General features: G+C 61.7%; 20 protein-coding genes. 7 read left to right on the top strand and 13 right to left on the bottom strand.

Translation table 11 applies throughout. The features are described 5' to 3' along the window. Nucleotides 1–11: 11 nt before the first annotated feature. The 4 genes from ACMGF5_RS13725 (at nucleotide 12) to ACMGF5_RS13710 (ending at nucleotide 6,526) form a co-directional block, all read left to right on the top strand. On the top strand, nucleotides 12–1,076 hold the full coding sequence (locus tag ACMGF5_RS13725; RefSeq protein WP_046784880.1) for an imelysin family protein: 1,065 nt from the start codon (nucleotides 12–14) through the stop codon (nucleotides 1,074–1,076). Nucleotides 1,077–1,078: 2 nt separating this feature from the next. Beyond that, nucleotides 1,079–2,176, top strand: a complete 1,098-nt coding sequence (locus tag ACMGF5_RS13720; RefSeq protein ID WP_046784879.1) for a DUF1513 domain-containing protein — start codon at nucleotides 1,079–1,081, stop codon at nucleotides 2,174–2,176. A 143-nt stretch (nucleotides 2,177–2,319) separates the two neighbouring features. Continuing rightward, the gene (locus tag ACMGF5_RS13715; protein WP_115273655.1) at nucleotides 2,320–3,468 is read left to right on the top strand and encodes an efflux RND transporter periplasmic adaptor subunit; all 1,149 of its coding nucleotides are present in this window, start codon (nucleotides 2,320–2,322) and stop codon (nucleotides 3,466–3,468) included. A 13-nt stretch (nucleotides 3,469–3,481) separates the two neighbouring features. After that, nucleotides 3,482–6,526: a multidrug efflux RND transporter permease subunit gene (locus ACMGF5_RS13710; protein ID WP_414156877.1), complete on the top strand. Its 3,045-nt coding sequence runs from the start codon at nucleotides 3,482–3,484 to the stop codon at nucleotides 6,524–6,526. A 61-nt stretch (nucleotides 6,527–6,587) separates the two neighbouring features. Here the strand turns inward: ACMGF5_RS13710 and ACMGF5_RS13705 are convergent, their stop codons facing one another. From ACMGF5_RS13705 to ACMGF5_RS13660, 10 genes are all read right to left on the bottom strand, one after another. Beyond that, the gene (locus ACMGF5_RS13705; protein ID WP_046784876.1) at nucleotides 6,588–6,815 is read right to left on the bottom strand and encodes a hypothetical protein; all 228 of its coding nucleotides are present in this window, start codon (nucleotides 6,813–6,815) and stop codon (nucleotides 6,588–6,590) included. Continuing rightward, the gene (locus tag ACMGF5_RS13700; RefSeq protein WP_046784875.1) at nucleotides 6,812–7,513 is read right to left on the bottom strand and encodes a lipopolysaccharide kinase InaA family protein; all 702 of its coding nucleotides are present in this window, start codon (nucleotides 7,511–7,513) and stop codon (nucleotides 6,812–6,814) included. The genes ACMGF5_RS13705 and ACMGF5_RS13700 overlap by 4 nt, the downstream gene beginning before the upstream one ends. A 6-nt stretch (nucleotides 7,514–7,519) precedes the next feature. Further along, entirely contained in the window at nucleotides 7,520–8,200 is a 681-nt protein-coding gene (locus ACMGF5_RS13695; RefSeq protein ID WP_115273653.1) for a class I SAM-dependent methyltransferase, read from the bottom strand. Between the two features lie 107 nt (nucleotides 8,201–8,307). Further along, a complete protein-coding gene (locus tag ACMGF5_RS13690) occupies nucleotides 8,308–9,618 on the bottom strand; it encodes a sensor histidine kinase (protein ID WP_046784873.1) in 1,311 nt (436 codons plus the stop codon). After that, nucleotides 9,608–10,291: a two-component system response regulator ColR gene (gene colR, locus ACMGF5_RS13685; protein WP_003255215.1), complete on the bottom strand. Its 684-nt coding sequence runs from the start codon at nucleotides 10,289–10,291 to the stop codon at nucleotides 9,608–9,610. Before colR ends, ACMGF5_RS13690 begins: the two co-directional genes overlap by 11 nt. A gap of 165 nt (nucleotides 10,292–10,456) precedes the next feature. Further along, nucleotides 10,457–12,097: a chaperonin GroEL gene (gene groL / locus ACMGF5_RS13680; RefSeq protein WP_046784872.1), complete on the bottom strand. Its 1,641-nt coding sequence runs from the start codon at nucleotides 12,095–12,097 to the stop codon at nucleotides 10,457–10,459. A 48-nt stretch (nucleotides 12,098–12,145) separates the two neighbouring features. After that, entirely contained in the window at nucleotides 12,146–12,439 is a 294-nt protein-coding gene (locus ACMGF5_RS13675) for a co-chaperone GroES (protein WP_009395550.1), read from the bottom strand. A 241-nt stretch (nucleotides 12,440–12,680) separates the two neighbouring features. Further along, the gene (locus tag ACMGF5_RS13670; RefSeq protein WP_115273651.1) at nucleotides 12,681–13,142 is read right to left on the bottom strand and encodes an FxsA family protein; all 462 of its coding nucleotides are present in this window, start codon (nucleotides 13,140–13,142) and stop codon (nucleotides 12,681–12,683) included. Between the two features lie 66 nt (nucleotides 13,143–13,208). Beyond that, entirely contained in the window at nucleotides 13,209–13,940 is a 732-nt protein-coding gene (locus ACMGF5_RS13665; RefSeq protein WP_119688324.1) for a HugZ family protein, read from the bottom strand. A gap of 134 nt (nucleotides 13,941–14,074) precedes the next feature. Then, nucleotides 14,075–15,085: a DUF481 domain-containing protein gene (locus tag ACMGF5_RS13660; RefSeq protein WP_046784869.1), complete on the bottom strand. Its 1,011-nt coding sequence runs from the start codon at nucleotides 15,083–15,085 to the stop codon at nucleotides 14,075–14,077. A gap of 152 nt (nucleotides 15,086–15,237) precedes the next feature. Between ACMGF5_RS13660 and ACMGF5_RS13655 the strand changes: the two genes are divergently transcribed. Both ACMGF5_RS13655 and ACMGF5_RS13650 read left to right on the top strand, forming a co-directional pair. Next, nucleotides 15,238–15,591 carry an MGMT family protein gene (locus tag ACMGF5_RS13655; protein ID WP_125923885.1) on the top strand — a complete coding sequence of 118 codons (354 nt, stop codon included), beginning with the start codon at nucleotides 15,238–15,240 and terminating at the stop codon, nucleotides 15,589–15,591. Between the two features lie 43 nt (nucleotides 15,592–15,634). Beyond that, nucleotides 15,635–17,182, top strand: a complete 1,548-nt coding sequence (locus ACMGF5_RS13650; protein WP_039603670.1) for an AmpG family muropeptide MFS transporter — start codon at nucleotides 15,635–15,637, stop codon at nucleotides 17,180–17,182. A 62-nt stretch (nucleotides 17,183–17,244) separates the two neighbouring features. Here the strand turns inward: ACMGF5_RS13650 and ACMGF5_RS13645 are convergent, their stop codons facing one another. The 3 genes from ACMGF5_RS13645 to ACMGF5_RS13635 form a co-directional block, all read right to left on the bottom strand. Next, nucleotides 17,245–18,489 (bottom strand): MFS transporter, encoded by a 1,245-nt coding sequence (locus ACMGF5_RS13645; RefSeq protein ID WP_046784867.1) that lies wholly within the window; start codon nucleotides 18,487–18,489, stop codon nucleotides 17,245–17,247. A 221-nt stretch (nucleotides 18,490–18,710) separates the two neighbouring features. Then, nucleotides 18,711–19,553 carry a mechanosensitive ion channel family protein gene (locus tag ACMGF5_RS13640; RefSeq protein ID WP_115273649.1) on the bottom strand — a complete coding sequence of 281 codons (843 nt, stop codon included), beginning with the start codon at nucleotides 19,551–19,553 and terminating at the stop codon, nucleotides 18,711–18,713. A 112-nt stretch (nucleotides 19,554–19,665) separates the two neighbouring features. Then, on the bottom strand, nucleotides 19,666–20,151 hold the full coding sequence (locus ACMGF5_RS13635) for a YajQ family cyclic di-GMP-binding protein (protein ID WP_046784865.1): 486 nt from the start codon (nucleotides 20,149–20,151) through the stop codon (nucleotides 19,666–19,668). 102 nt (nucleotides 20,152–20,253) lie between these two features. Here ACMGF5_RS13635 and ACMGF5_RS13630 point away from each other — a divergent pair, with 102 nt between their 5' ends. Beyond that, nucleotides 20,254–21,171: a putative 2-dehydropantoate 2-reductase gene (locus ACMGF5_RS13630; RefSeq protein ID WP_115273648.1), complete on the top strand. Its 918-nt coding sequence runs from the start codon at nucleotides 20,254–20,256 to the stop codon at nucleotides 21,169–21,171. Nucleotides 21,172–21,182: the final 11 nt, after the last annotated feature.

Raw genomic sequence — 21,182 nt, 5'->3', positions numbered from 1 at the left:
AGGAGCCGGGCATGTTCCGACCCAAACTGTTGTTCACCAGCCTCGCCGCACTCGCCCTCGGTGCCTGTTCACCGCAAGACCCGCAGGCCGTGACCTCCGCCGCCATCGCCAAGCAGGTGATCCTGCCCACCTACAGCCGCTGGGTCGAAGCCGACCGCCAGCTGGCCGCCAGTGCCCTGGCCTACTGCGAAGGCAAAGAGAGCCTGGACAGCGCTCGCGCCGATTTCCTCAACGCGCAAAAAGCCTGGGCCGAGCTGCAGCCACTGCTGGTCGGCCCGCTGGCCGAGGGCAACCGCGCCTGGCAGGTGCAGTTCTGGCCCGACAAGAAGAACCTGGTCGGTCGCCAGGTCGAGCAACTGGTCAATGGCGACAAGCCGATCGACGCCCAGACCCTGGGCAAGTCCAGCGTCGTGGTGCGCGGCCTGTCGGCCTACGAATACATCCTGTTCGACAGCAAGCCGGATGTCGCCACCGCCGAACAGAAAGCCCGATACTGCCCGCTGCTGGTCGCCATCGGTGAGCACCAGAAGGCCTTGGCTGAAGAGATCCTCAAAGGCTGGAACAGCACCGACGGCATGCTCTCGCAGATGACCAAGTTCCCCAACCAGCGCTATGCCGACTCGCACGAGGCGATCGCCGACCTGTTGCGTGCGCAGGTGACTGCGCTGGACACCCTGAAAAAGAAGCTCGGCGCACCGATGGGCCGCCAGAGCAAAGGCATTGCGCAGCCACTGCAGGCCGAAGCCTGGCGCAGCCACGCCTCGCTGAAAAGCCTGGAAGCCAGCCTCAAGGCCGCCCAGGCGGTCTGGGTCGGGGTCGACAACCAAGGCCTGCGCGGCTTGCTGGGCAGCGACCAGAAAGCCCTGGCGCAAAAGATCGACGACGCCTACGCCACCTCGGTCAAACTACTGACCGATAACCAGAAGACCTTGGGCGAGTTGCTGGCTGACGAAGATGGCATGCAGCGCCTCAACCAGATCTACGACAGCCTCAACGTCGTTCACCGCCTGCACGAAGGCGAACTGGCCAAGGCGTTGAACATCCAGCTGGGCTTCAATGCCAACGACGGTGACTGATCATGCTGCGACGCCAGGCACTCAAAATCGGTAGCGTTCTGCTCAGCGCCCTGACCTTGGGGGGCTGGAGCCTGATGCGCAACAAAGGCAGCGATCCTTTGCTGCTGTCGGCGCGTGACGATGGCGACGGCAAGCACTATGCCGTCGGGTTCCGCCTGGACGGCACCCGGGTGTTCAGCACCCAGGTGGCCCAGCGTTGCCATGCCATCATCAACCATCCAGAGCTGCCGATCGCCCTGTTCGTCGCACGCCGTCCCGGTACCGAAAGCTACCTGATCGACCTGCGCGACGGGCGCTTGTTGCAGACCGTCTCGTCGCAGCCTGACCGGCACTTTTACGGCCACGCCGTGATTCATAAAGGCGGCGAATGGCTGTATGCCACCGAGAACGACACCACCGATCCAGGGCGTGGCGTACTGGGCGTGTACCGCTTCGAGGGTGAACGCCTGGTTCACACCGGCGAGATCCCCACCCACGGCATCGGCCCGCATGAAGTGGCATGGCTGCCCGATGGCGAGACTCTGGTCGTGGCCAATGGCGGTATCCGCACCGAGGCCGAAAGCCGGGTCGAGATGAACCTCAATGCCATGGAGCCGAGCCTGGTACTGATGCAGCGCGACGGCACGTTGCTGAGCAAGGAAACCCTGGCCCAGCAAATGAACAGCGTGCGCCACCTGGCAGTGGGCAGCGATGGCACCATCGCCGCCTGCCAGCAGTTCATGGGCGATGCCGATGAAACCGCCGAGCTGCTGGCAATCAAGCGCCCAGGCGAGCCGTTCAAGGCCTTCCCGGTGCCAGAGCGCCAGCTGCAAGCCATGGCCCAGTACACTGCCAGCGTCGCCATCCACAGCGACCTGCGCCTGGTGGCACTGACGGCGCCGCGGGCCAACCGCCTGTTCGTCTGGGACCTGGACAGTGGCGCAGTCAGGCTGGATGCGCCGATGCCGGACTGTGCCGGGGTGGGCGCGGTGAAGGATGGTTTTGTCGTGACGTCCGGGCAAGGGCGTTGCCGGTTCTATGATTGCCGCAAGCAGGAATTGATCGGCCAGCCGATGGATTTGCCTTCCGGTTTCTGGGACAACCACCTGCACCTGGCCTGATCAGGCCTGCGCGCCCCTACGGGGGCGCAATCCATTTCCCCTCAATCGAAAAACAGTCAATACTTCCCCCATCCGCACGTGGGCAGGACCGCCCGTTGTCGTGTCAAAACCAATAACAACCTCGCATCCAAGGAACCGGACTTATGCTGCGCCGCCGCATGCTCATCATGTTGGCCGTCGTTCTGCTGATCGTGCTGGCCCTGGGGGGCTACAAGGCCTTCTCGATCTACCGGCAGATCCAGGTGTTCACTGCCCCCAAGCCTCCCATCACCGTGGCGGTGGCCATGGCCGAGCAGCGCGAGTGGCAGCAGCGCCTGCCCGCCGTCGGCAGCCTCAAGGCCCTGCAGGGTGTCGAGCTGAGCCTGGAGGTGGAAGGCATCGTTCAATCCCTGCACTTCGACTCCGGTCAGAAGGTCAAGGCCGGGCAACTGCTGCTCAAGCTCAATGACGATCAGGAAACCGCCCTGCTGGGGACTGCCCAGGCCGACCTGGGGTTGGCCAAAGTGGACTTCGGCCGCGGCAGCCAGCTGGTGGGTGATTCGGCCATCTCCCGCGGCGAATATGATCGCCTCACTGCCCAATACCGGCGCAACCAGGCGGTGGTCGACCAGCTCAAGGCCGCAAAAACCAAGAAGAGCATCAGTGCCCCGTTCAGCGGCACGATCGGCATCCGCCAGGTGGATGTGGGTGACTACCTGGCGGCCGGCTCTGTGATCGCTACCCTGCAGGACCTCTCCAGCCTTTACGTCGATTTCAATGTACCGGAGCAGGCACTGCCACAGCTGAGCCTCGGCCAGCAGGTACAGGTGCAGGTGGCGGCCTACCCTGGCCAGACCTTCCCTGCCAGCCTCAGCGCCATCAACCCCAAGGTTGAAGAGAGCACGCGCAACCTGCTGGTGCGCGCGACAATGGCCAACCCGGATGGCAAGCTGCTGCCGGGCATGTTCGCCAACCTGCTGGTGCTGCTGCCTGACCCGCGCCCACAGGTGGTAGTGCCCGAAAGCGCCATCACCTACACGCTGTATGGCAATTCCGTGTATGTCGCCACGCCGAAGAAAGACAAGGACGGTAATCCCGAGCGGGACGACAGTGGCCGGCCGCAGCTCAGCGCCGAACAGCGCAGCGTGCAGACCGGCGAGCGGCGCGACGGCGTGGTGGTGGTCAGCAAAGGGCTCGCAGCGGGCGAACAGGTGGTCACCGCCGGCCAGCTCAAGCTGAGCCCTGGCGCGGCGATCCGCATCGGCCAGGACGCAGCGCTCGAACCCGAACAAGGCGCCCCACGCGCGGACTGACTAGGAGGCAGGCATGGCGTTCACCGACCCGTTCATCCGCCGCCCGGTGCTGGCCAGCGTGGTCAGCCTGCTGATCCTGCTGCTGGGTTTCCAGGCCTGGAACAAGCTGCAGATCCGCCAGTACCCGCAGATGGAAAACGCCCTGATCACGGTGACCACGGCCTACCCCGGCGCCAACGCAGAAACCATTCAGGGCTACATCACCCAACCGCTGCAGCAGAGCCTGGCCAGCGCCGAAGGCATCGACTACATGACCTCGGTGAGCCGGCAGAACTTCTCGATCATCTCCATCTATGCGCGCATCGGCGCCGACAGCGACCGCCTGTTCACCGAGTTGCTGGCCAAGGCCAACGAAGTGCGCAACCAGTTGCCGCAAGACGCAGAAGACCCGGTACTGAGCAAAGAAGCCGCAGATGCCTCGGCGCTGATGTACATCAGCTTTTACAGCAAGGAAATGAGCAACCCGCAGATCACCGACTACCTGTCACGGGTCATCCAGCCGAAACTTGCAATCTTGCCGGGCATGGCCGAGGCAGAGATCCTCGGCAACCAGGTGTTCGCCATGCGCATCTGGATCGACCCGGTCAAACTGGCAGCGTTCGGCCTTGCCGCCACCGACGTGACCAGCGCCGTACGCCGTTACAACTTTCTCGCCGCCGCTGGTGAGGTGAAGGGCGAATACGTGGTCACCAGCATCAACGCCAACACCGAACTGAAGTCGGCCGAGGCTTTTGCCGCATTGCCGCTCAAGACCTCCGGCGACAGCCGTGTATTGCTCGGTGATGTGGCACGGGTCGAGATGGGCGCGGAAAATTACGACACGGTCAGCTCGTTCGATGGCACGCCTTCGGTCTACATCGGCATCAAGGCCACCCCGGCCGCCAACCCGCTGGAGGTGATCAAGGAAGTACGCCGCATCATGCCGGAGCTGCAAAGCCAGTTGCCGTCCGCGCTCAAGGGGTCGATTGCCTATGACGCCACGCTGTTCATCCAGGCCTCGATCGACGAAGTGGTCAAGACCCTTGGCGAAGCGGTGCTGATCGTCATCGTGGTGGTGTTCTTATTCCTCGGCGCGCTGCGCTCGGTACTGATCCCGGTAGTGACCATCCCACTGTCGATGATCGGGGTGCTGTTCTTCATGCAGATGATGGGCTATTCGCTCAACCTGCTGACCCTGCTGGCAATGGTGCTGGCCATCGGCCTGGTGGTGGACGATGCCATCGTCGTGGTGGAAAACATCCACCGGCACATGGAGGAAGGCAAGTCACCGGTGGACGCGGCGCTGGAAGGTGCGCGGGAAATCGCCATGCCAGTGGTGTCGATGACCATCACCCTGGCCGCGGTATACGCACCGATCGGCTTCCTGACCGGGCTCACCGGCGCCTTGTTCAAGGAGTTCGCCCTGACCTTGGCAGGGGCGGTGATCATCTCGGGCGTCGTCGCCCTGACCCTGTCGCCGATGATGTGTGCCCTGCTATTGCGTCGTGAGCAGAATGCCAGCGGCCTGGCCCATCGCCTTGACGTGCTGTTCGAGCGGATCAAGGGCCGCTACCAGCGCCTGCTGCACACCACCCTGGACAGCCGCCCGGTGGTGCTGGTGTTCGCCGTGATCATCCTGTGCCTGATCCCGGTGCTGCTCAAGTTCACCCAGAACGAGCTGGCACCGAACGAAGATCAGGGGGTCATCTTCATGATCAGCAGCTCGCCACAACCAGCCAACCTCGACTACCTCAATGCCTACACCGACCAGTTCACCCCACTGTTCAAGGCCTTCCCCGAATACTACTCGTCGTTCCAGATCAACGGATTCAACGGTGTGCAGAGCGGCATCGGCGGTTTCCTGCTCAAGCCCTGGAACGAGCGCGACCGCACGCAAATGGAGTTGCTGCCCCTGGTACAGGCCAAACTCGACAACATCAGCGGCCTGCAGATCTTCGGCTTCAACCTGCCGTCACTGCCGGGGACCGGCGAAGGCCTGCCGTTCCAGTTCGTCATCAATACCGCAGGTGATTACCCGGCGCTGCTGGAGGTTGCCCAAGGGGTCAAGGAACGCGCCCAGGCATCGGGCAAATTTGCCTTCCTCGACATCGACCTGGCGTTCGACAAGCCCGAAGTGGTAGTCGACATCGACCGCGCCAAGGCTGCACAGATGGGTGTATCCATGGACGTCCTTGGCGGCACCTTGGCGACCTTGCTGGGCGAGGGGGAAATCAACCGTTTCACCCTCGAAGGCCGCAGCTACAAAGTCATCGCCCAGGTCGAACGGCCCTACCGCGACAACGCCGGCTGGCTCAACAGCTATTACGTCAAGAACGACCAGGGCCAACTGCTGCCACTGTCCACACTGATCACCCTTAGCGACCGAGCGCGTCCACGCCAGCTCAACCAGTTCCAGCAACTGAACTCGGCAATCATCCAGGGCGTGCCTTTGGTCAGCATCGGCGAAGCCTTGCAGACAGTGCGGGATATTGCTGCCGAGCAGGCGCCGGAAGGGTTCTCCTTCGACTATGCCGGCGCGGCACGGCAGTACATACAGGAAGGCAGCGCGCTGTGGGTGACCTTCGGCCTGGCGTTGGCGATCATCTTCCTGGTACTGGCGGCACAGTTTGAAAGCTTCCGCGACCCGCTGGTGATTCTGGTGACGGTACCGCTGTCGATCTGCGGGGCGCTGTTGCCGCTATTCCTGGGTGTTTCCAGCATGAACATCTATACCCAGGTCGGGTTGGTGACGCTGATCGGGCTGATCAGCAAGCACGGTATCCTGATCGTCGAGTTCGCCAACCAGTTGCGTGAGGAAAAAGGGCTGAGCGCAAGGGAGGCGATCGAGGAAGCTGCGGCCATTCGTCTACGCCCGGTGCTGATGACCACCGCCGCAATGGTATTTGGCATGGTGCCGCTGATTCTGGCGACCGGGGCCGGGGCAGTGAGCCGCTTTGACATCGGTACGGTGATTGCGACGGGGATGTCGATCGGGACGTTGTTTACCTTGTTTGTGCTGCCGTGCATTTACACCCTGTTGGCGCACAAGACAGCGGCGACGGAACCTGTCGTAGCCTGAGCGGGCCAACTACAGAAAGCAAAGGCCCCGCAATAGCGGGGCCTCTTGTGCTCAAAGCAGGTCAGCCTGCAGGCCGCAAGCCCTGCCGCAGCCCGAACAGAAGCAACAGCAAATCCTGGTCCGGCTGGGCCTGGACCTGCTGCTTCACGTCCCTGGGCAACGCGCATTGTTCTGCCTGTTCAGCCTTGCTGAACACTCTGGGCCGTGGCTCTTCCCACGCCGCTACCGCCACGGTGGTCACAGCCAGACCCGCTATCAGAAACAATGCTCGAGCGATTTCTAGTTTCATTGCCCTAACCCTTTGACAGCGCTGCCAAACGCCATCTGGTAAAAGTAGAGCAACGATTGCCATTCCGCGTCATTGAGCGACGAATGGCGGCGCAACTGACGCAGGTCATTGCCCGCCGCGCGCTGGCAGCTGATACGGCGGCGGCACTTCTCCAGATCGAGCAATGCCACTTCAACACGGGCCTGTTCGCCCTCGCCGATCACTTTGACGAATACGTGCTTGCCATACAGGCAGCCATGCTGCCAGTGGCCCAGGTGCATGCGGGCCAGGTTGTCAGCCAACTCCTTGAGCATGCGTTCATGTACCACTTGCGGGTAGTGCTCGCGCGCACCTTGGGCATGCCAGGCATCGAGTTCGATGAAACCATCGAGCGCTTCGCTGACCAGCAGCGCACGCCATTGGTGGTCGGCATCGCGCTCGGCCCCACAAAATACGATGCGCGGGACACGCACGCCCAGTTGCTCGAAGCTGTTCAGCGCGTCGAGCTCACGCAGCACCGTCGGCCTGCCGAAGGGGTGCAACAGGCTGCGGTAGATGTGCCCGACCTGGCGCTTGGCATACAGCAACTTGCCATCGGCATCGTTGAGGCGTTGCACGCCACTTTCACCACCGCGGCGCTGGTTGGGTTCCTCGACCCATTCGCCCTGCTGACGCCAGTAATAATCGAAGCGTGACTCCCCGCTCTGGGCTACAGCCATCAAACACTACCCCTTACGTAATACATAGACCCGCCACATGGCATAGAACGGCAGGAAATCGAGGCGTTCCTGGATCCTGAAGCCGGCGGCCTTGAATTCTTCTTCGACTGTCTCTGCCGGTAACACGAAACGATTCTGGTAACTGCCCGGCTCGGCTTTGGCACTGCGCCGTTGCTCGAGCTTTTGACGCCGCCAGGCCTTGAAGTTTCCGTCCACCCACAATGACAGGATTACGCTGTCACGGCTAACCCTTTGAAACTCCGAAAGAATCGTTTTTCTGTGGGCTGCCTCACCGATGTGGTGAAACAAGCGCATGCAAAAAATGCTGTCGACCGAGTTGTCCGGCAAGTCGATGGCGAACGCTGACGTTTGCAAAGGGCGTACCCGCGCTACCACCTCTGGCGGTTGTGCGGCACAGGCAGTCTCGATCATCGCCTCGGAATTGTCGGCACCAATGATTACCCTGTTGGGTTTTTCTGCCAGCAGTGGCCAGAAACGGCCCGCGCCGCAAGGCAGATCCAGCACCAACCCCGGTTCTCCGGCCAGCGCCAAGGCTCGACGGGCCAATTGCTCATCGCGCTTGTGGGAAAGGCGACGTGCCAGACCATCCTGGTGCTTGAGGAAATACTCCCGAGCATGTTGCTGGTCGTACTTCTTGGAAAATTCGAGTTTGATCGGGCTACGCATTGGGCATCTCCTGGCTCCATTGCATGTACCTTAAGTAACACTGCGTAGGAAACAGGTCATGCCAATGTGAAAAAAGTGTTATCCCTAAAGGAATATAGCCCAGTAATTTACTCGCAAAGCTTTAACGGATCGGACTTTTCAGCGCCTTGGCTCAAGTCCACCTGAAAACGGCAACCATGGGGGGCGGTAGAAGTCAGCGTAACGCGCCAACCCTGGTCGTCACAGATCCGTTGTACCAGCGATAAGCCAAGCCCCAGACCTTCGCCGCGTCGCTCATCACCACGCACGAACGGTTTGAACATCGCCTCGCGCTGCTCCTCCGGAATGCCGACCCCGCTGTCCTCGACGCTGAACCCATTGGCTTCAAGACTCAGGCGGATGTAACCACTGTCGGTGTAGTGCGCAGCGTTGCGCAACAGGTTGCCCATCACCGATTGCAGGAACGTCGCGTTGTAAAGCAGCGGGCCTGCACTGACGCGGCCATCGAAGTACAGCGTCAGCCCTTTCTGCTCGATGGTGTCGCGCCATACGCCTATCAGATCGTCGGCCACCTCGCGCAGCGTCGCCTGGGAGGCCACGGCACCTTGGTCGCGCTGGGCACGGGCGAGCATCAGGAAGGTTTTGACCAACTCACGCATTTCTTCGGTGGCCCGGGCGATGCGTTCGACCTGGCTGCGTGAGCGGCTATCCAGATTGGGGTTTTCGATCAACAGCTCGCAAGAGGTGGCCAGCACCATCAGCGGCGTGCGCAATTCGTGGCTGACATCACTGGTGAACAGACGCTCGCGGGTCAGTGCATCGCGCAAACGGCCAAGGGTATCGTCGAATGCCACCGCTAGCTGGCCAACTTCATCGGCTGCGTAATCGGGTGCCAAGGGCGGTGCCAGGCCAAGAAGCTGATCACGATGGCGTACTTGCCGCGCCAGGCGGATCACCGGTGCCATCACTCGCCGTGCCAGCAGCCAGCCGAGGAACACCGCCAGTACCAGGCTGAGCACGAAGCCCACCATGACGACGGCGAACAGTACCCGCTCGCGCTCTTCGAAATCGCTTTGGTCCTGCAGCAATACATAACGTCGGCCGTCTACGATTTCCACCATTGCGTGGTAGGAAAGCTGGTCGCGAAATACCTCATGAAAGCCTGCATCGAGGTGGCGCAAATCTTTTGGCAGCTCGAAGTCATCGCGCCCACCGCTGAAGTAGAACAGCTGGTCAGGGCGCGGCCGATGGCTCCAGTCACTGATGCTGTCCATGCGCAACAGGCGCTGCAGGTCGCCGCCCAGCACCGAGGAGATCAAGCGCTCTTCAACCAGGTGGACAGTGGCGACGATACCGAAGGCGAACGCCCCAGCCACCAGCGCGCTCATCAGCGCAAACGCGATGATGATGCGCTGCGCCAGGCTTTGCTTAAACTCCATCGCGACCCTCGGCGAGGCGATAGCCGACGCCATGGACGGTATGCAGCAACGGCTTTTCGAACGGTTTGTCGATTACTTGGCGCAGCTGGTGTACATGGCTGCGCAAGCTGTCGCTGTCGGGGCAATCATCACCCCACAGCGCCTCTTCCAGTACCTCGCGGCGCAACACGTGGGGGCTTTTCTGCATCAGCACCGCGAGCAGCTTGAGGCCGACAGGGTTGAGCTTGAGCAAGCGCCCCTGGCGAGTGACTTCGAGGGTGTCCAGGTCGTAACTCAGGTCGGCAACCTGCAGGGTACGTCGCCCGCCGCCCTGGGCGCGGCGCAGCACGGCTTCGATGCGCGCAGCGAGTTCGGACAGGGCGAACGGTTTGAGCAGGTAATCGTCGGCGCCGGAGCGGAAGCCCTGCAGGCGGTCGTCGAGTTGGTCGCGGGCGGTCAGCATGATCACCGGCGTATCGCGACGGGCATCCTCGCGCAGGCGCTTGCACAGGGTGTAACCGTCGATTCCAGGCAGCATGATATCGAGCACGATCAGGTCGTAGTGCTCAGTGGCAGCCAGGTGCAGACCTGACAGGCCGTCCTGGGCGCAGTCGACGGTATAGCCCTTCATGCCCAGATAATCAGCCAGGTTGGCAAGGATATCGCGGTTGTCTTCAACCAAAAGAATGCGCATCGGGTTCTCCTGTGCGGCGCTTCGCTATGGTGCGCGGCAGGCGCAGCTTAAGGCCATCGCACGGACAGTGCCAGTGCTGGTGGAAATTCAACGAAGTTGACGCAAACGAAAAAGCCCCGGTTCTCACGAACCGGGGCTTTTCCTGTTACAGGGGGTGAGGCTGGCTTACATCATGCCGCCCATACCGCCCATGCCGCCCATGTCTGGCATGCCGCCAGCTGGCTTGTCTTCCGGCAGGTCGGCAACCATGGCTTCGGTGGTGATCATCAGACCGCCGATCGAAGCAGCTGCTTGCAGGGCCGAACGGGTGACCTTGGCTGGGTCAAGGATACCCATCTCGATCATGTCGCCGTATTCGCCAGTAGCGGCGTTGTAGCCGTAGTTGCCCGAACCTTGCTTGACCTTGTCGGCCACAACGCTTGGCTCGTCGCCGGCGTTGGCAGTGATCTGGCGCAGCGGCGCTTCAACAGCGCGACGCAGCAGGGCGATACCGACGTTCTGGTCTTCGTTGTCACCTTTGAGGTCGACAATGGCGCCCAGGGCGCGAACCAGAGCAACACCACCGCCAGGCACCACGCCTTCTTCGACGGCTGCACGGGTAGCGTGCAGGGCGTCTTCAACGCGGGCTTTCTTCTCTTTCATTTCAACTTCGGTGCCAGCACCGACCTTGATCACGGCAACACCGCCAGCCAGCTTGGCCAGGCGCTCTTGCAGCTTCTCACGGTCGTAGTCCGAAGAGGTCTCTTCGATCTGGGCACGGATCTGCTTGACGCGTGCTTCGATGTCGGCGTCCACGCCAGCACCGTCGATGATGGTGGTGTTTTCCTTGGACAGGATGACGCGCTTGGCGTTACCCAGGTGCTCCAGGGTGGTGGTTTCCAGGGTCAGGCCGATTTCTTCGGAGATGACCTGGCCGCCGGTCAGGACGGCGATGTCCTGCAGCATGGCCTTGCGACGGTCGCCAAAACCTGGTGCCTTGACTGCAGCAACCTTGACGATGCCGCGCATGTTGTTGACGACCAGGGTAGCCAGGGCTTCGCCTTCGACGTCTTCAGCAACGATCAGCAGTGGGCGGCCGGCCTTGGCAACGGCTTCCAGAACTGGCAGCAGCTCACGGATGTTGGAGATTTTCTTGTCGACCAGCAGCAGCAGCGGGCCTTCCAGCTCGGCAACCATGGTGTCCGGCTTGTTGACGAAGTACGGCGACAGGTAGCCGCGGTCGAACTGCATGCCTTCTACGACGGACAGTTCGTTTTCCAGGCCCGAACCTTCTTCAACGGTGATCACGCCTTCTTTGCCGACTTTTTCCATGGCTTCAGCGATGATTTCGCCGATGGAGTTGTCGGAGTTGGCGGAGATGGTGCCAACCTGAGCGATGGCCTTGGAGTCGGCGCATGGCTTGGACAGGTTTTTCAGCTCGGCGACGACGGCAGCGGTGGCCTTGTCGATGCCGCGCTTGAGGTCCATCGGGTTCATGCCGGCAGCGACGGCCTTCAGGCCTTCGTTGACGATGGCCTGAGCCAGAACGGTCGCGGTGGTGGTGCCGTCACCGGCAGCATCGTTGGCCTTGGAAGCGACTTCCTTGACCAGTTGGGCGCCCATGTTTTCGAAGGCGTCTTTGAGTTCGATTTCTTTGGCGACGGAAACGCCGTCCTTGGTGATGGTCGGCGCGCCGAAGCTCTTGGCCAGGACCACGTTGCGGCCTTTCGGGCCCAGGGTCGCTTTTACCGCGTCAGCCAGAACGTTGACGCCAACCAGCATTTTTTTACGGGCGGAATCGCCGAATTTTACGTCTTTAGCAGCCATGATCGTTTAATCCTTGAAATTCTTTGGAGTAACGGGAAGTCGGGGAAATCAGCCTTCGACAACGGCGAGGATTTCGTTCTCGCTCATTACCAGCAGGTCTTCGCCATCGACTTTCACGGTGTTGCTGCCCGAGTAAGGGCCGAAAACCACTTTGTCACCCACTTTGACGGCCAGCGCACGTACTTCGCCGTTGTCCAGGATGCGACCGGTGCCGACGGCGACAACTTCGCCACGGTTTGGTTTTTCAGCGGCCGAACCCGGCAGGACGATACCGCCAGCGGTTTTCGATTCTTCTTCGCTGCGACGGATGACTACGCGGTCATGCAGAGGACGAAGCTTCATTGTCGATCTCTCCCAATTTGTGGTTTTCATCGGCCGGTGTCGACACCGGCGGGTTGATGCGGTCCGGCGTTGCCGGGGGTGGCCCGCGACGGGCGAACCACCTGTGTATTGTCTGGCGTTGCCACCAGAAACCTTGCGGTGACCACATACATGAGGCCGGCATGATCAATTACAAGGCTTGCTGCAGAAAATTTTTCAACGAGCAGAAAAGCTTGGGGCCGCAAAGCGGCCCCGGGGATGTCTACTTGTCGCGACGTTCGTATTCGCCTTCGATCACATTGGGCCGATGGCCGCTGTCGCGCGGCTGTGCCTGAGAGGGGTCGTCCTGGAACGCGCGCTGGCGCATGGCCTGGGCCTCGGCACGCTGTCGCATCTTGCGTGCGGCCAGATGGCGGGTGAAGGGCAACAGGCAGAGCAGGCCCAGCACGTCACTGATGAAGCCCGGGAGCAGCAGGAGGCCACCGCCCACCGCCAGCATCATGCCCTGGAACATGTCCTCGGCGGGCAGTTCGCCACGCTGCAGGCTTTCACGGGCACGCAAGGCGGTGGCCAGGCCGGCCACACGCATCACCAGCACACCCAAGGCGGAACCTGCGATGATCAACAGCAGCGCCGGGAAGAAACCGATGGCTGAGCTGACCTTGACGAAGACGAACAACTCCAGCACAGGGAAAAGCAGAAACAGCAGTAGAAAAACACGCATCAAGGATTCCTCGACGGAAGACTATCTTCCTTTAAGACCATCAGATGGATGCGTGCGCTCGGTTTTTCAAGCTTCGACTTCTGTCGCGGCCGGCCATTGGTCGGCGCGCGCCAGTAAAACCAAGGCCTCGCGAACTTGTGTCGGCGTATTGCAATTGCTTGGGAAAGCCAGCCAATGGATACCTTGGCCTATGCGCAGGTGCATGCCTTCGCTGTCGATGCCGACCATCTGCGCTGGCGCGCTACGCGGCAGGTCGCTCAATTCGACGTAGTGGGCGATGGCGTTGGCATGATCGCTGTTCATGTGCTCGATCATGCTGGCCTCCGCCTTGCCGGCGAAGGGGTTGGCCAACGTCACCTGATCGAGCCAGTGGATCGCCCCGAAGCCACCTATGTAACGATGGCGCACCGGCTGCAGCACCCAGAAGTCGAAATCGTGCGCCTTGTGATAGTTGGCGGCATCGGGGAAGTAACGGTAATAGCGCTCGGCAGCGGCGTCGACGGCAGCCTCATCGACCAGCTTGTGCGCCTCGGCCATGATCGTCAGGCGGCCAACGGCCTGCACGTCCTCGGCTTCCCGCTCCCCCACCAGCAAGGAGCACTTGGGGTCTTTCTGCAGGTTGTGGGTGTGCTGGGCGATGCGGCTGATGAGGATCAGCGGGTTGCCCTCGGCATCCAGGCAATAAGGCACCACAGAACCGAAAGGGAAGCCAGGCATGGACTTGGAATGGGTCGAGAGTACACCGCGGTACTCCTTGAGCAGCAGTTCCCGGGCGGGGCGGATGGCCTTCTGACTCACGTCTGACTCCTCGACAGGTGGCTATTGGGTTGCAAGCTACCTGTAAGCTTCAAGCTTCAAGCTTCAAGCTGCAAGAAAAAGCAGGAGCGAGGCGCCATGCCACTCGCTTTTAGCTTGCAGCTTGAAGCTGACCCCTACCAGGTCACGCCAAAGCCTGCGGTATAGCGCGTCTTGTCCAGATCACTCTCACGCGTGCCGGTGATGATGTCTTTTTCTGCCTTGAGATTGAGCGAGGCCCATTCGGTCACTTTGTAGCGCAGCCCCACCTCGGCATCCAGCGAATAGTCGGCAACGCCCCCCAGCGGCTTGGCGAACTCACCGTTGGTGAACAGCTGGACATTCTTGCCGATCAGGTAACGGGTGTAGTCCCACTTCACCGCCGCCGAATAGAAGTTGTCCTTGCCGCCATTCTGATACTCGAAGTCGGTGCGGTTGATCAGTGAACCGAGCGAGAACGCACCCAGTTCGTCATCCCAGAACTGGTAACCGGGGCCGGTACCCACGGTGCGCTGACGCGCCAGATCCTCGATGTGATCCCGCTTGTACTCAAGACGCCCCTGCCAGAACCATTTCTCGGTGATGAAGCGATCGAGCGCATACTCTGCGCTCCAGTTGTTGGTCGTGGTGACGTCGTCCTTGGTCTCGCGGTTGTACTCGCCTTCGGCGTTGTGCCGCCAACGGCCATGACGGGCCGTGGTCTTGAAACCGATGTCATAGTCGTCGGTATCGTTCTCGGCACGCTGGTAGTCCAGCGCGGCATCGATATTGCCTTTCCAGACCAGGTCCTCGACCACAGGCTTGGGCTTCATGATCTGCTCGATGCTGGCAAGCTCTACAGTCTTGGGCGTCTCACCGTTGGCCAGGGTCACCTTGCCAGGCTCGGCGGCCTTCAACGACTTGGCCCGCTCGCCGTTGTAGGCGTCCTGCTTGACCAGCAGCTCCTGGTCGCTCTCCAGGGTCTGGACCTGCTTCCAGTCCAGCGAAATAGAACCACCGTATGGGGTTTCCAGCAGCAGCTTGCCACCATCGAAGACCCGAATCTTGCCGCTCAAGCGGTCACCGTTCTTCATCCACACGGTGTCGGCGAACGCAGGAGCAGCGCACAGGGAAGCGGTCAACAGGCACAGCAAGGATCTAGAATGCATAAGCGAAATACAGGTTCGATTAGACGAATGAGCCGGGCATTATCCGGATGCGGACGACCAGAGCAAGGAAAGACCCCCCACTATGGCGTTGAGTTCAATACGCATTTGCCGTGACCACTGGTCCGGTTTCACTTCAGGCCAGGGCTGCCGCGATGTCTGAGGCACATGAGTACGCGCTGCAGACGCCCGAGGCCCGACGAACGGCGCTTTATTCAGTGCTGGGCCAGGTGCCAGCAGGCAAGGTGGTCAGCTACGGCCAGCTCGCCGAATTGGCGGGCCTTGGCCGAGCGGCGCGTTGGGTTGGAAAGGCCCTCGGCCAGCTTCCTGCGGACACCCGTCTGCCGTGGCACCGTGTACTGGGTGCCGGCGGTCGTCTGAGCCTGGCGCTGGGGACTCCCTCGGGAGATGAACAAAGGGCGCGGCTGCGTGCGGAGGGCGTGAATGTAGCCAATAATCGTGTGGATATGATGCGCCATGGCTGGCGCCCAATGGAGCACAGCGGTTAGAGTGCGCGTTTTGTTTTCGCAAACTTGAGGCAGATGTTGGCCCATGCCCCGTAAAACCTGGCGCGCTGCGCTCGCTGCCTATGCCAGCCCGTCAACCCTGGTGCTTCTGCTGCTCGGCTTTGCTGCCGGTCTGCCCTACATGCTGGTGTTTTCGACCCTGTCGGTGTGGCTGCGCGAAGCTGGCGTGGCGCGCGAAACCATTGGCTATGCCAGCCTGATCGGCCTGGCCTATGCCTTCAAATGGGTATGGTCGCCGCTGCTCGATCAATGGCGGTTGCCGCTGCTGGGTGGGCTGGGTCGCCGGCGCTCGTGGCTGTTGCTGTCACAGGCACTGGTGGTGATCGGCCTGGTGGGCATGAGCCTGTGTGACCCTCAGCAACATCTGTCGTGGCTCATCGCTTTGGCCGTGCTGGTCGCGTTCGCGTCTGCCACCCAGGACATCGCTGTCGATGCCTATCGCCTGGAGATTGCCGACGATCAACGCCAGGCCGCCCTGGCCGCAAGCTACATGGCCGGTTACCGGATCGCTGCGCTGCTCGCCACTGCTGGCGCCCTGTTCTTTGCCGAATGGTTCGGCTCCACCGGTTTCAGCTACCTGCACAAGGCCTGGGCCGGCACTTACGTACTGTTCGGCGTGATGATGCTGCCTGCGCTGTTCACCACGCTGGTGATGCGCGAACCTCCCGTACCATTGCGCACCCAGTTGTCGGCAGCGCGCTATGGGCTTATTCACCAGTTGGCCTCGGTGTTTGTGCTGATCATCCTGCTGGTGTCGGTACCGGCTAGCTTCACCCAGCTGTTCAACACCGACTGGGCCAGCGTCATCTTCGGCGATGCCACACCACTGGACCTGCTGCTCGAAGACCGCGCCTTCCTGCGTCTTATCCTTTATGTGCTGCTGAGTTGGGCGTGCCTGTCGAGCATGGGCCGTCGCGGCCTGGCGCCAGTGCTGACGCCAGTCAACGACTTCATCACCCGCTATCGCTGGCAGGCCCTGCTGCTGCTGGGCCTGATCGCCACCTATCGGATGTCGGACACGGTGATGGGCGTCATGGCGAACGTGTTCTACATCGACATGGGCTTCACCAAGGACCAGATTGCCAGCGTCAGCAAGATCTTCGGCCTGATCATGACTTTGGTGGGCGCAGGTGCAGGTGGGCTGCTGATCGTGCGCTTCGGCATACTGCCGATCCTGTTCATCGGCGGTGCGGCCTCGGCGGGTACCAACATCCTGTTCCTGATGCTGGCCGACATGGGGCCAAATCTTCAGATGCTGGTGGTCACCATTTCGCTGGACAACTTCAGCTCGGGCCTGGCGACATCGGCATTCGTCGCCTACCTGTCGAGCCTGACCAACCTGAAGTTCTCGGCCACGCAATATGCCCTGCTCAGCTCGATCATGCTGCTGTTGCCACGCCTGATCGGCGGCTATTCGGGGGTGATTGTCGAGAAGTTCGGTTATCACGACTTCTTCCTGATCACCGCCCTGCTGGGTGTACCGACCTTGATCCTGATCGCCTTGCAATGGCGACAGGAAGCGGGCCGCGGGAAACAGGCACCGGTGGAGAACTCGGCAACCGAGCAGCCCTGAGGGAGACTTGCGGCCTGTACCCGCCCCATCGCAGGCATGCCGGCGATGGGGCCAGGCAATCGCTACTGAGCGACAGCACCCTCATCAGGCCGGCCACCGACCACAAACCACAACGGCCAGAGCGCCAGCGCCCCTGCTACGCCTGCCGCCAAGGCAAAGTGCATCAAGCTCGCCCCCGCCCCGATCATCGCCATCAGCGCCCCGCCCAAGCCCAGCAAGGCGATGGTGATCATCCCCAGCATCGCAGACACCAAGCCTTTGCTCTGATCGCTGGAGAACAGCGTCATGCGGTACAGCACCGCATTGGCCACGCCCAGGCCCAGCGCATACAGCGACATGCCCGCCACCACGCTGGTCACGGTGGGCCAGTACCAGGTGGCAAGCACCATCAGGCACAAGCCTGCCAGGTATGGCCACAGCGCACCGCGCACCAGCGCCGGCAGCGGATAGCGGTCAGCGATGCGGTTGATGATCAGGTTGCCCAGGATCAGCCCACCGAATACTGGCAACTGCCACAGGGCGTATTCCATCGTGCTGAGCCCCTCGTCATGGATAAGCAACACGGGTGACAGGCCGATCCAGCCGATCAGCGGCAGGCCCACCAGGCCCAACGCCGCGCTGCCGGCGACGAAACGCCGGTTGGCCAGCAGCTGGCCATAGCCCGCCAGTAGCGGCAGCAGGTGGATCGGCGTGAACGCCAGGCGTGAGCCGTCGCGCCGCTCCACGCCCAAGGTCTCGGGCATCAAGCGGTACAGCAGCCCCCACACCAACACAGCGCCAACGGCGAACGCCACGAACAGCCAGCGCCAGTCCAGCCATTGCAACATCAGGGTACCCACCAGCGGGCCGAGCAGTGGCGACAGCAAGGCAATATTGGCCAGCAACGCCATCATCCGTACCGCATCGGCCTCGCTGAACGCTTCGTTCAGGGCCGGGTAGCTTACCGTCACCACAAAGCCCAGGCCGATGCCTTGCACTAGCCGCAGCAGGTTGAAAAGGCCAATGTCCTGCACCCAAAAGGTGGCCAGGCAAGCCGCACCAAAGAGCGCGCAACCGGCCAGCAGCAGTGGGCGACGACCATAACGGTCAGCCAGCGGGCCGATCAGCCACTGCAGCACCACACCACCGAGCAGGTACAGGTTCAACGCGTGCGGGATGTATTCGGGGCTGGCGTTCAGATGGTCGACCACCACCGGCATGGCTGGCATGACGGCGTCGCTGGCCAGGTAGGTCAGCAGTTCGAACAGGGCCAGGGTCAGGCCGAACAACAGGGCTCTGAGAGGGGTGATGTACAGCAATGGTTTCATGGTGGGGTATCGGTGCAGAGGCAGGTGGGGTCAGGCTATATGCCAGAAATGACGCGGCTTGGCTGTGAACAAGTGTAAATACAAGGGGCCGCTGCGCGCCCCAATCGCCGGCAAGCCGGCTCCTCCAGGCCCACTGCAAGCATCAGGCGCAGTGCATACCTGTTGGAGCCGGCTTGCCGGCGATTGGGCCGCACAGCGGCCCCCATGGTGCAACCTCAGCGTTACTGCGCGGCAGGCTCCTGGACCACACGAATCACCCGCTGCGGGAACGGAATGTCGATTCCTTCGGCCTTCAAGCGATCACGCGCATGTTCATTGAGCATGAACAGCACATCCCAGTAATCGCTGGTCTTGGTCCACAGGCGCAAGGATACGGTGATAGAGCTGTCACCCAGGGTCGCCACCACGGCCTGCGGCGCCGGGTCGGGCAACACGCGAGGGTCCTGCGCAAGCTCCAGCAGTACGTTGCGCGCCTTCTGCAGGTCGGCCTCGTAATCCACACCTACGTCGAACACCACCTTGCGCGTCGGCTGGCGGTTGGTGTTGGTGATGATGCCGTTGGACAGGCTGCCGTTAGGCATGATCACTGTCTTGTTGTCACCGGTGCGCAGCACAGTGTGGAAGATCTGAATGCTGTCCACCGTGCCCGCCACACCCTGCGCCTCGATCCAGTCGCCGATGCGGAACGGGCGGAACATCAGGATCAGCACGCCACCGGCAAAGTTCGCCAGGCTACCCTGCAGGGCCAGGCCGATGGCCAGGCCGGCGGCACCGATGGCAGCGACGAAGGAGGTGGTTTCGATGCCGATCATCGAGGCCACACTGACCAGCAGCAGCACCTTCAGCACGATGTTGGCCAAGGTGCTGATGAAGCCCTGCAGCGCCAGGTCGGCGTTACGCAGACCCACCAGTTTGCCCAGGCGGGCGCTGACCTTGTTGATGATCCACCAGCCGACCGCCAGGGTCAGCAGTGCCAGCAGCACACGGCTGCCGTACTCCATGATCAAGGGGACCCAGGTCTGCGATTGGCGGACCAGCTGATCGACTTCAGCGTTCAAATCCATGTTCATCTCCTGATGCCGAACGGCAAGTACACGGTAAAACCGGCCGCGAAAAATTCAGCGGCCATGGCCCCCATGGACATCATTGCGCCATCGGGGTTCCTGGCAACAAGGATCAGTCGCGGAAGTTGTTGAACTGCAGCGGCATGTCGAACTCTTTGGCACGCAAGGCAGCAATGGCCTCTTGCAGGTCATCACGCTTCTTGCCGGTCACGCGCACCTGCTCACCCTGAATGGCAGCCTGGACCTTGAGCTTGGCATCCTTGATGTGGGCGACGATCTTCTTGGCCAGCTCTTTGTCGATGCCTTCGCGGAACTTGGCCTCCTGCTTCATTTCCTTGCCCGAGGCGTAGGCGTCTTGGGTTTCCAGGCATTTCACGTCGATCTTGCGCTTGACCAGCGCCAGGCGCAGGATCTCGATCATCGCTTCGAGCTGGAACTCAGCCTCGGCAGTCAGCAGCACGGTCTGTTCCTTTTCCTTGAACTCGAAGCTGCCCTTGCCCTTGAGGTCGTAACGACGGTCGAGCTCCTTGATGGCGTTTTCGACGGCGTTCTGCACTTCGTGCTTGTCCAGTTCCGATACCACGTCGAACGAAGGCATGGTTGTTCTCCATAAAATAAAAGCGCGCTCGGTCTGAAGATGGAGCGCGTCGGGGTTTGAAGGTTAAAATGCGGGCTTATTATAACGGGTTGCGAAACGCAGATGAGCAGCACCTGGCATATTCTCGGCGCCGGTAGCCTCGGCACCCTCTGGGCTTGCCGACTGGCACGTGCCGGCAAGGCGGTGCGCCTGATTCTGCGCGATCGGCAGCGGTTGCTGGCCTATGAACAGACTGGCGGCCTGACGCTGGTCGAACAGGACCACGCCAATCATTACGCGATCCCTGCCGAAACAGCCGATACCAACGGGCCGGTGCACCGCCTGCTGGTGGCTTGCAAGGCCTACGACGCAGCACCTGCGATCGCACGGCTGGCCCCGCGCCTGGCCGCTGGCGCGCAAATCGTGCTGCTGCAGAACGGGCTGGGCAGCCAGGACGAAGTCGCCGATCAGGTACCGCTGGCCCGCTGCATCTTCGCCTCCAGCACCGAGGGCGCATTCCGCGAGGACGACTGGCGGGTACGCTTTGCCGGCCACGGCTTCAACTGGCTGGGCGACCCGGCCAACCCCGCGGCGCCAGAGTGGTTCGACGAGCTCCATGACGCCGGTATCCCGGCTGAATGGACCGTCGACATACTTACCCGCCTGTGGCGCAAGCTCGCGCTCAATTGCGCGATCAATCCGCTGACCGTGCTGCATGACTGCCAGAACGGCGGGCTGCTGGGGCACCTGAGCGAAGTCGATGGGTTGATTGCCGAACTCGGCGAACTGCTGGGCCGCTGTGGCCAACCCGAAGCCGCCGATAATCTGGGCGAAGAAGTACAACGGGTGATCCTCGCCACGTCAGCCAACTACTCTTCGATGTATCAGGATGTGCGCGCAGGCCGGCGTACCGAGGTGCATTACCTGCTTGGCCATGCCTGCCGCTCAGCCGCGCGCCATGGCATGGTGCTGCCTGGGCTGGAACGCCTGCACCAGCGGCTGGTCGATAACCTGCGTGCACGTGGCTTGCCAAGCGCCTGACGCGCCCTTTC

It is taken from the genome of Pseudomonas sp. BNK-15 (genome assembly GCF_047456105.1).
Classification (GTDB): domain Bacteria; phylum Pseudomonadota; class Gammaproteobacteria; order Pseudomonadales; family Pseudomonadaceae; genus Aquipseudomonas; species Aquipseudomonas putida_E.
The sequence above is the reverse complement of the archived record's forward strand: the minus strand, read 5'-3'. Positions and strand labels throughout refer to the sequence as shown.

Coding starts and splice junctions, on each gene's coding strand:
- ACMGF5_RS13710 (WP_414156877.1), top strand. CDS start 3,482: ATGGCGTTCACCGACCCGTTCATCCGCCGCCCGGTGCTGGCCAGCGTG.
- ACMGF5_RS13670 (WP_115273651.1), bottom strand. CDS start 13,142: ATGCGTGTTTTTCTACTGCTGTTTCTGCTTTTCCCTGTGCTGGAGTTG.
- ACMGF5_RS13725 (WP_046784880.1), top strand. CDS start 12: ATGTTCCGACCCAAACTGTTGTTCACCAGCCTCGCCGCACTCGCCCTC.
- ACMGF5_RS13695 (WP_115273653.1), bottom strand. CDS start 8,200: ATGCGTAGCCCGATCAAACTCGAATTTTCCAAGAAGTACGACCAGCAA.
- ACMGF5_RS13635 (WP_046784865.1), bottom strand. CDS start 20,151: ATGCCTTCGTTCGACGTGGTATCGGAACTGGACAAGCACGAAGTGCAG.
- ACMGF5_RS13645 (WP_046784867.1), bottom strand. CDS start 18,489: ATGAAACCATTGCTGTACATCACCCCTCTCAGAGCCCTGTTGTTCGGC.
- ACMGF5_RS13675 (WP_009395550.1), bottom strand. CDS start 12,439: ATGAAGCTTCGTCCTCTGCATGACCGCGTAGTCATCCGTCGCAGCGAA.
- ACMGF5_RS13720 (WP_046784879.1), top strand. CDS start 1,079: ATGCTGCGACGCCAGGCACTCAAAATCGGTAGCGTTCTGCTCAGCGCC.
- ACMGF5_RS13660 (WP_046784869.1), bottom strand. CDS start 15,085: ATGCATTCTAGATCCTTGCTGTGCCTGTTGACCGCTTCCCTGTGCGCT.
- ACMGF5_RS13630 (WP_115273648.1), top strand. CDS start 20,254: ATGAGCAGCACCTGGCATATTCTCGGCGCCGGTAGCCTCGGCACCCTC.
- ACMGF5_RS13640 (WP_115273649.1), bottom strand. CDS start 19,553: ATGGATTTGAACGCTGAAGTCGATCAGCTGGTCCGCCAATCGCAGACC.
- ACMGF5_RS13705 (WP_046784876.1), bottom strand. CDS start 6,815: ATGAAACTAGAAATCGCTCGAGCATTGTTTCTGATAGCGGGTCTGGCT.
- ACMGF5_RS13655 (WP_125923885.1), top strand. CDS start 15,238: ATGTCTGAGGCACATGAGTACGCGCTGCAGACGCCCGAGGCCCGACGA.
- ACMGF5_RS13715 (WP_115273655.1), top strand. CDS start 2,320: ATGCTGCGCCGCCGCATGCTCATCATGTTGGCCGTCGTTCTGCTGATC.
- groL (WP_046784872.1), bottom strand. CDS start 12,097: ATGGCTGCTAAAGACGTAAAATTCGGCGATTCCGCCCGTAAAAAAATG.
- colR (WP_003255215.1), bottom strand. CDS start 10,291: ATGCGCATTCTTTTGGTTGAAGACAACCGCGATATCCTTGCCAACCTG.
- ACMGF5_RS13690 (WP_046784873.1), bottom strand. CDS start 9,618: ATGGAGTTTAAGCAAAGCCTGGCGCAGCGCATCATCATCGCGTTTGCG.
- ACMGF5_RS13700 (WP_046784875.1), bottom strand. CDS start 7,513: ATGGCTGTAGCCCAGAGCGGGGAGTCACGCTTCGATTATTACTGGCGT.
- ACMGF5_RS13650 (WP_039603670.1), top strand. CDS start 15,635: ATGCCCCGTAAAACCTGGCGCGCTGCGCTCGCTGCCTATGCCAGCCCG.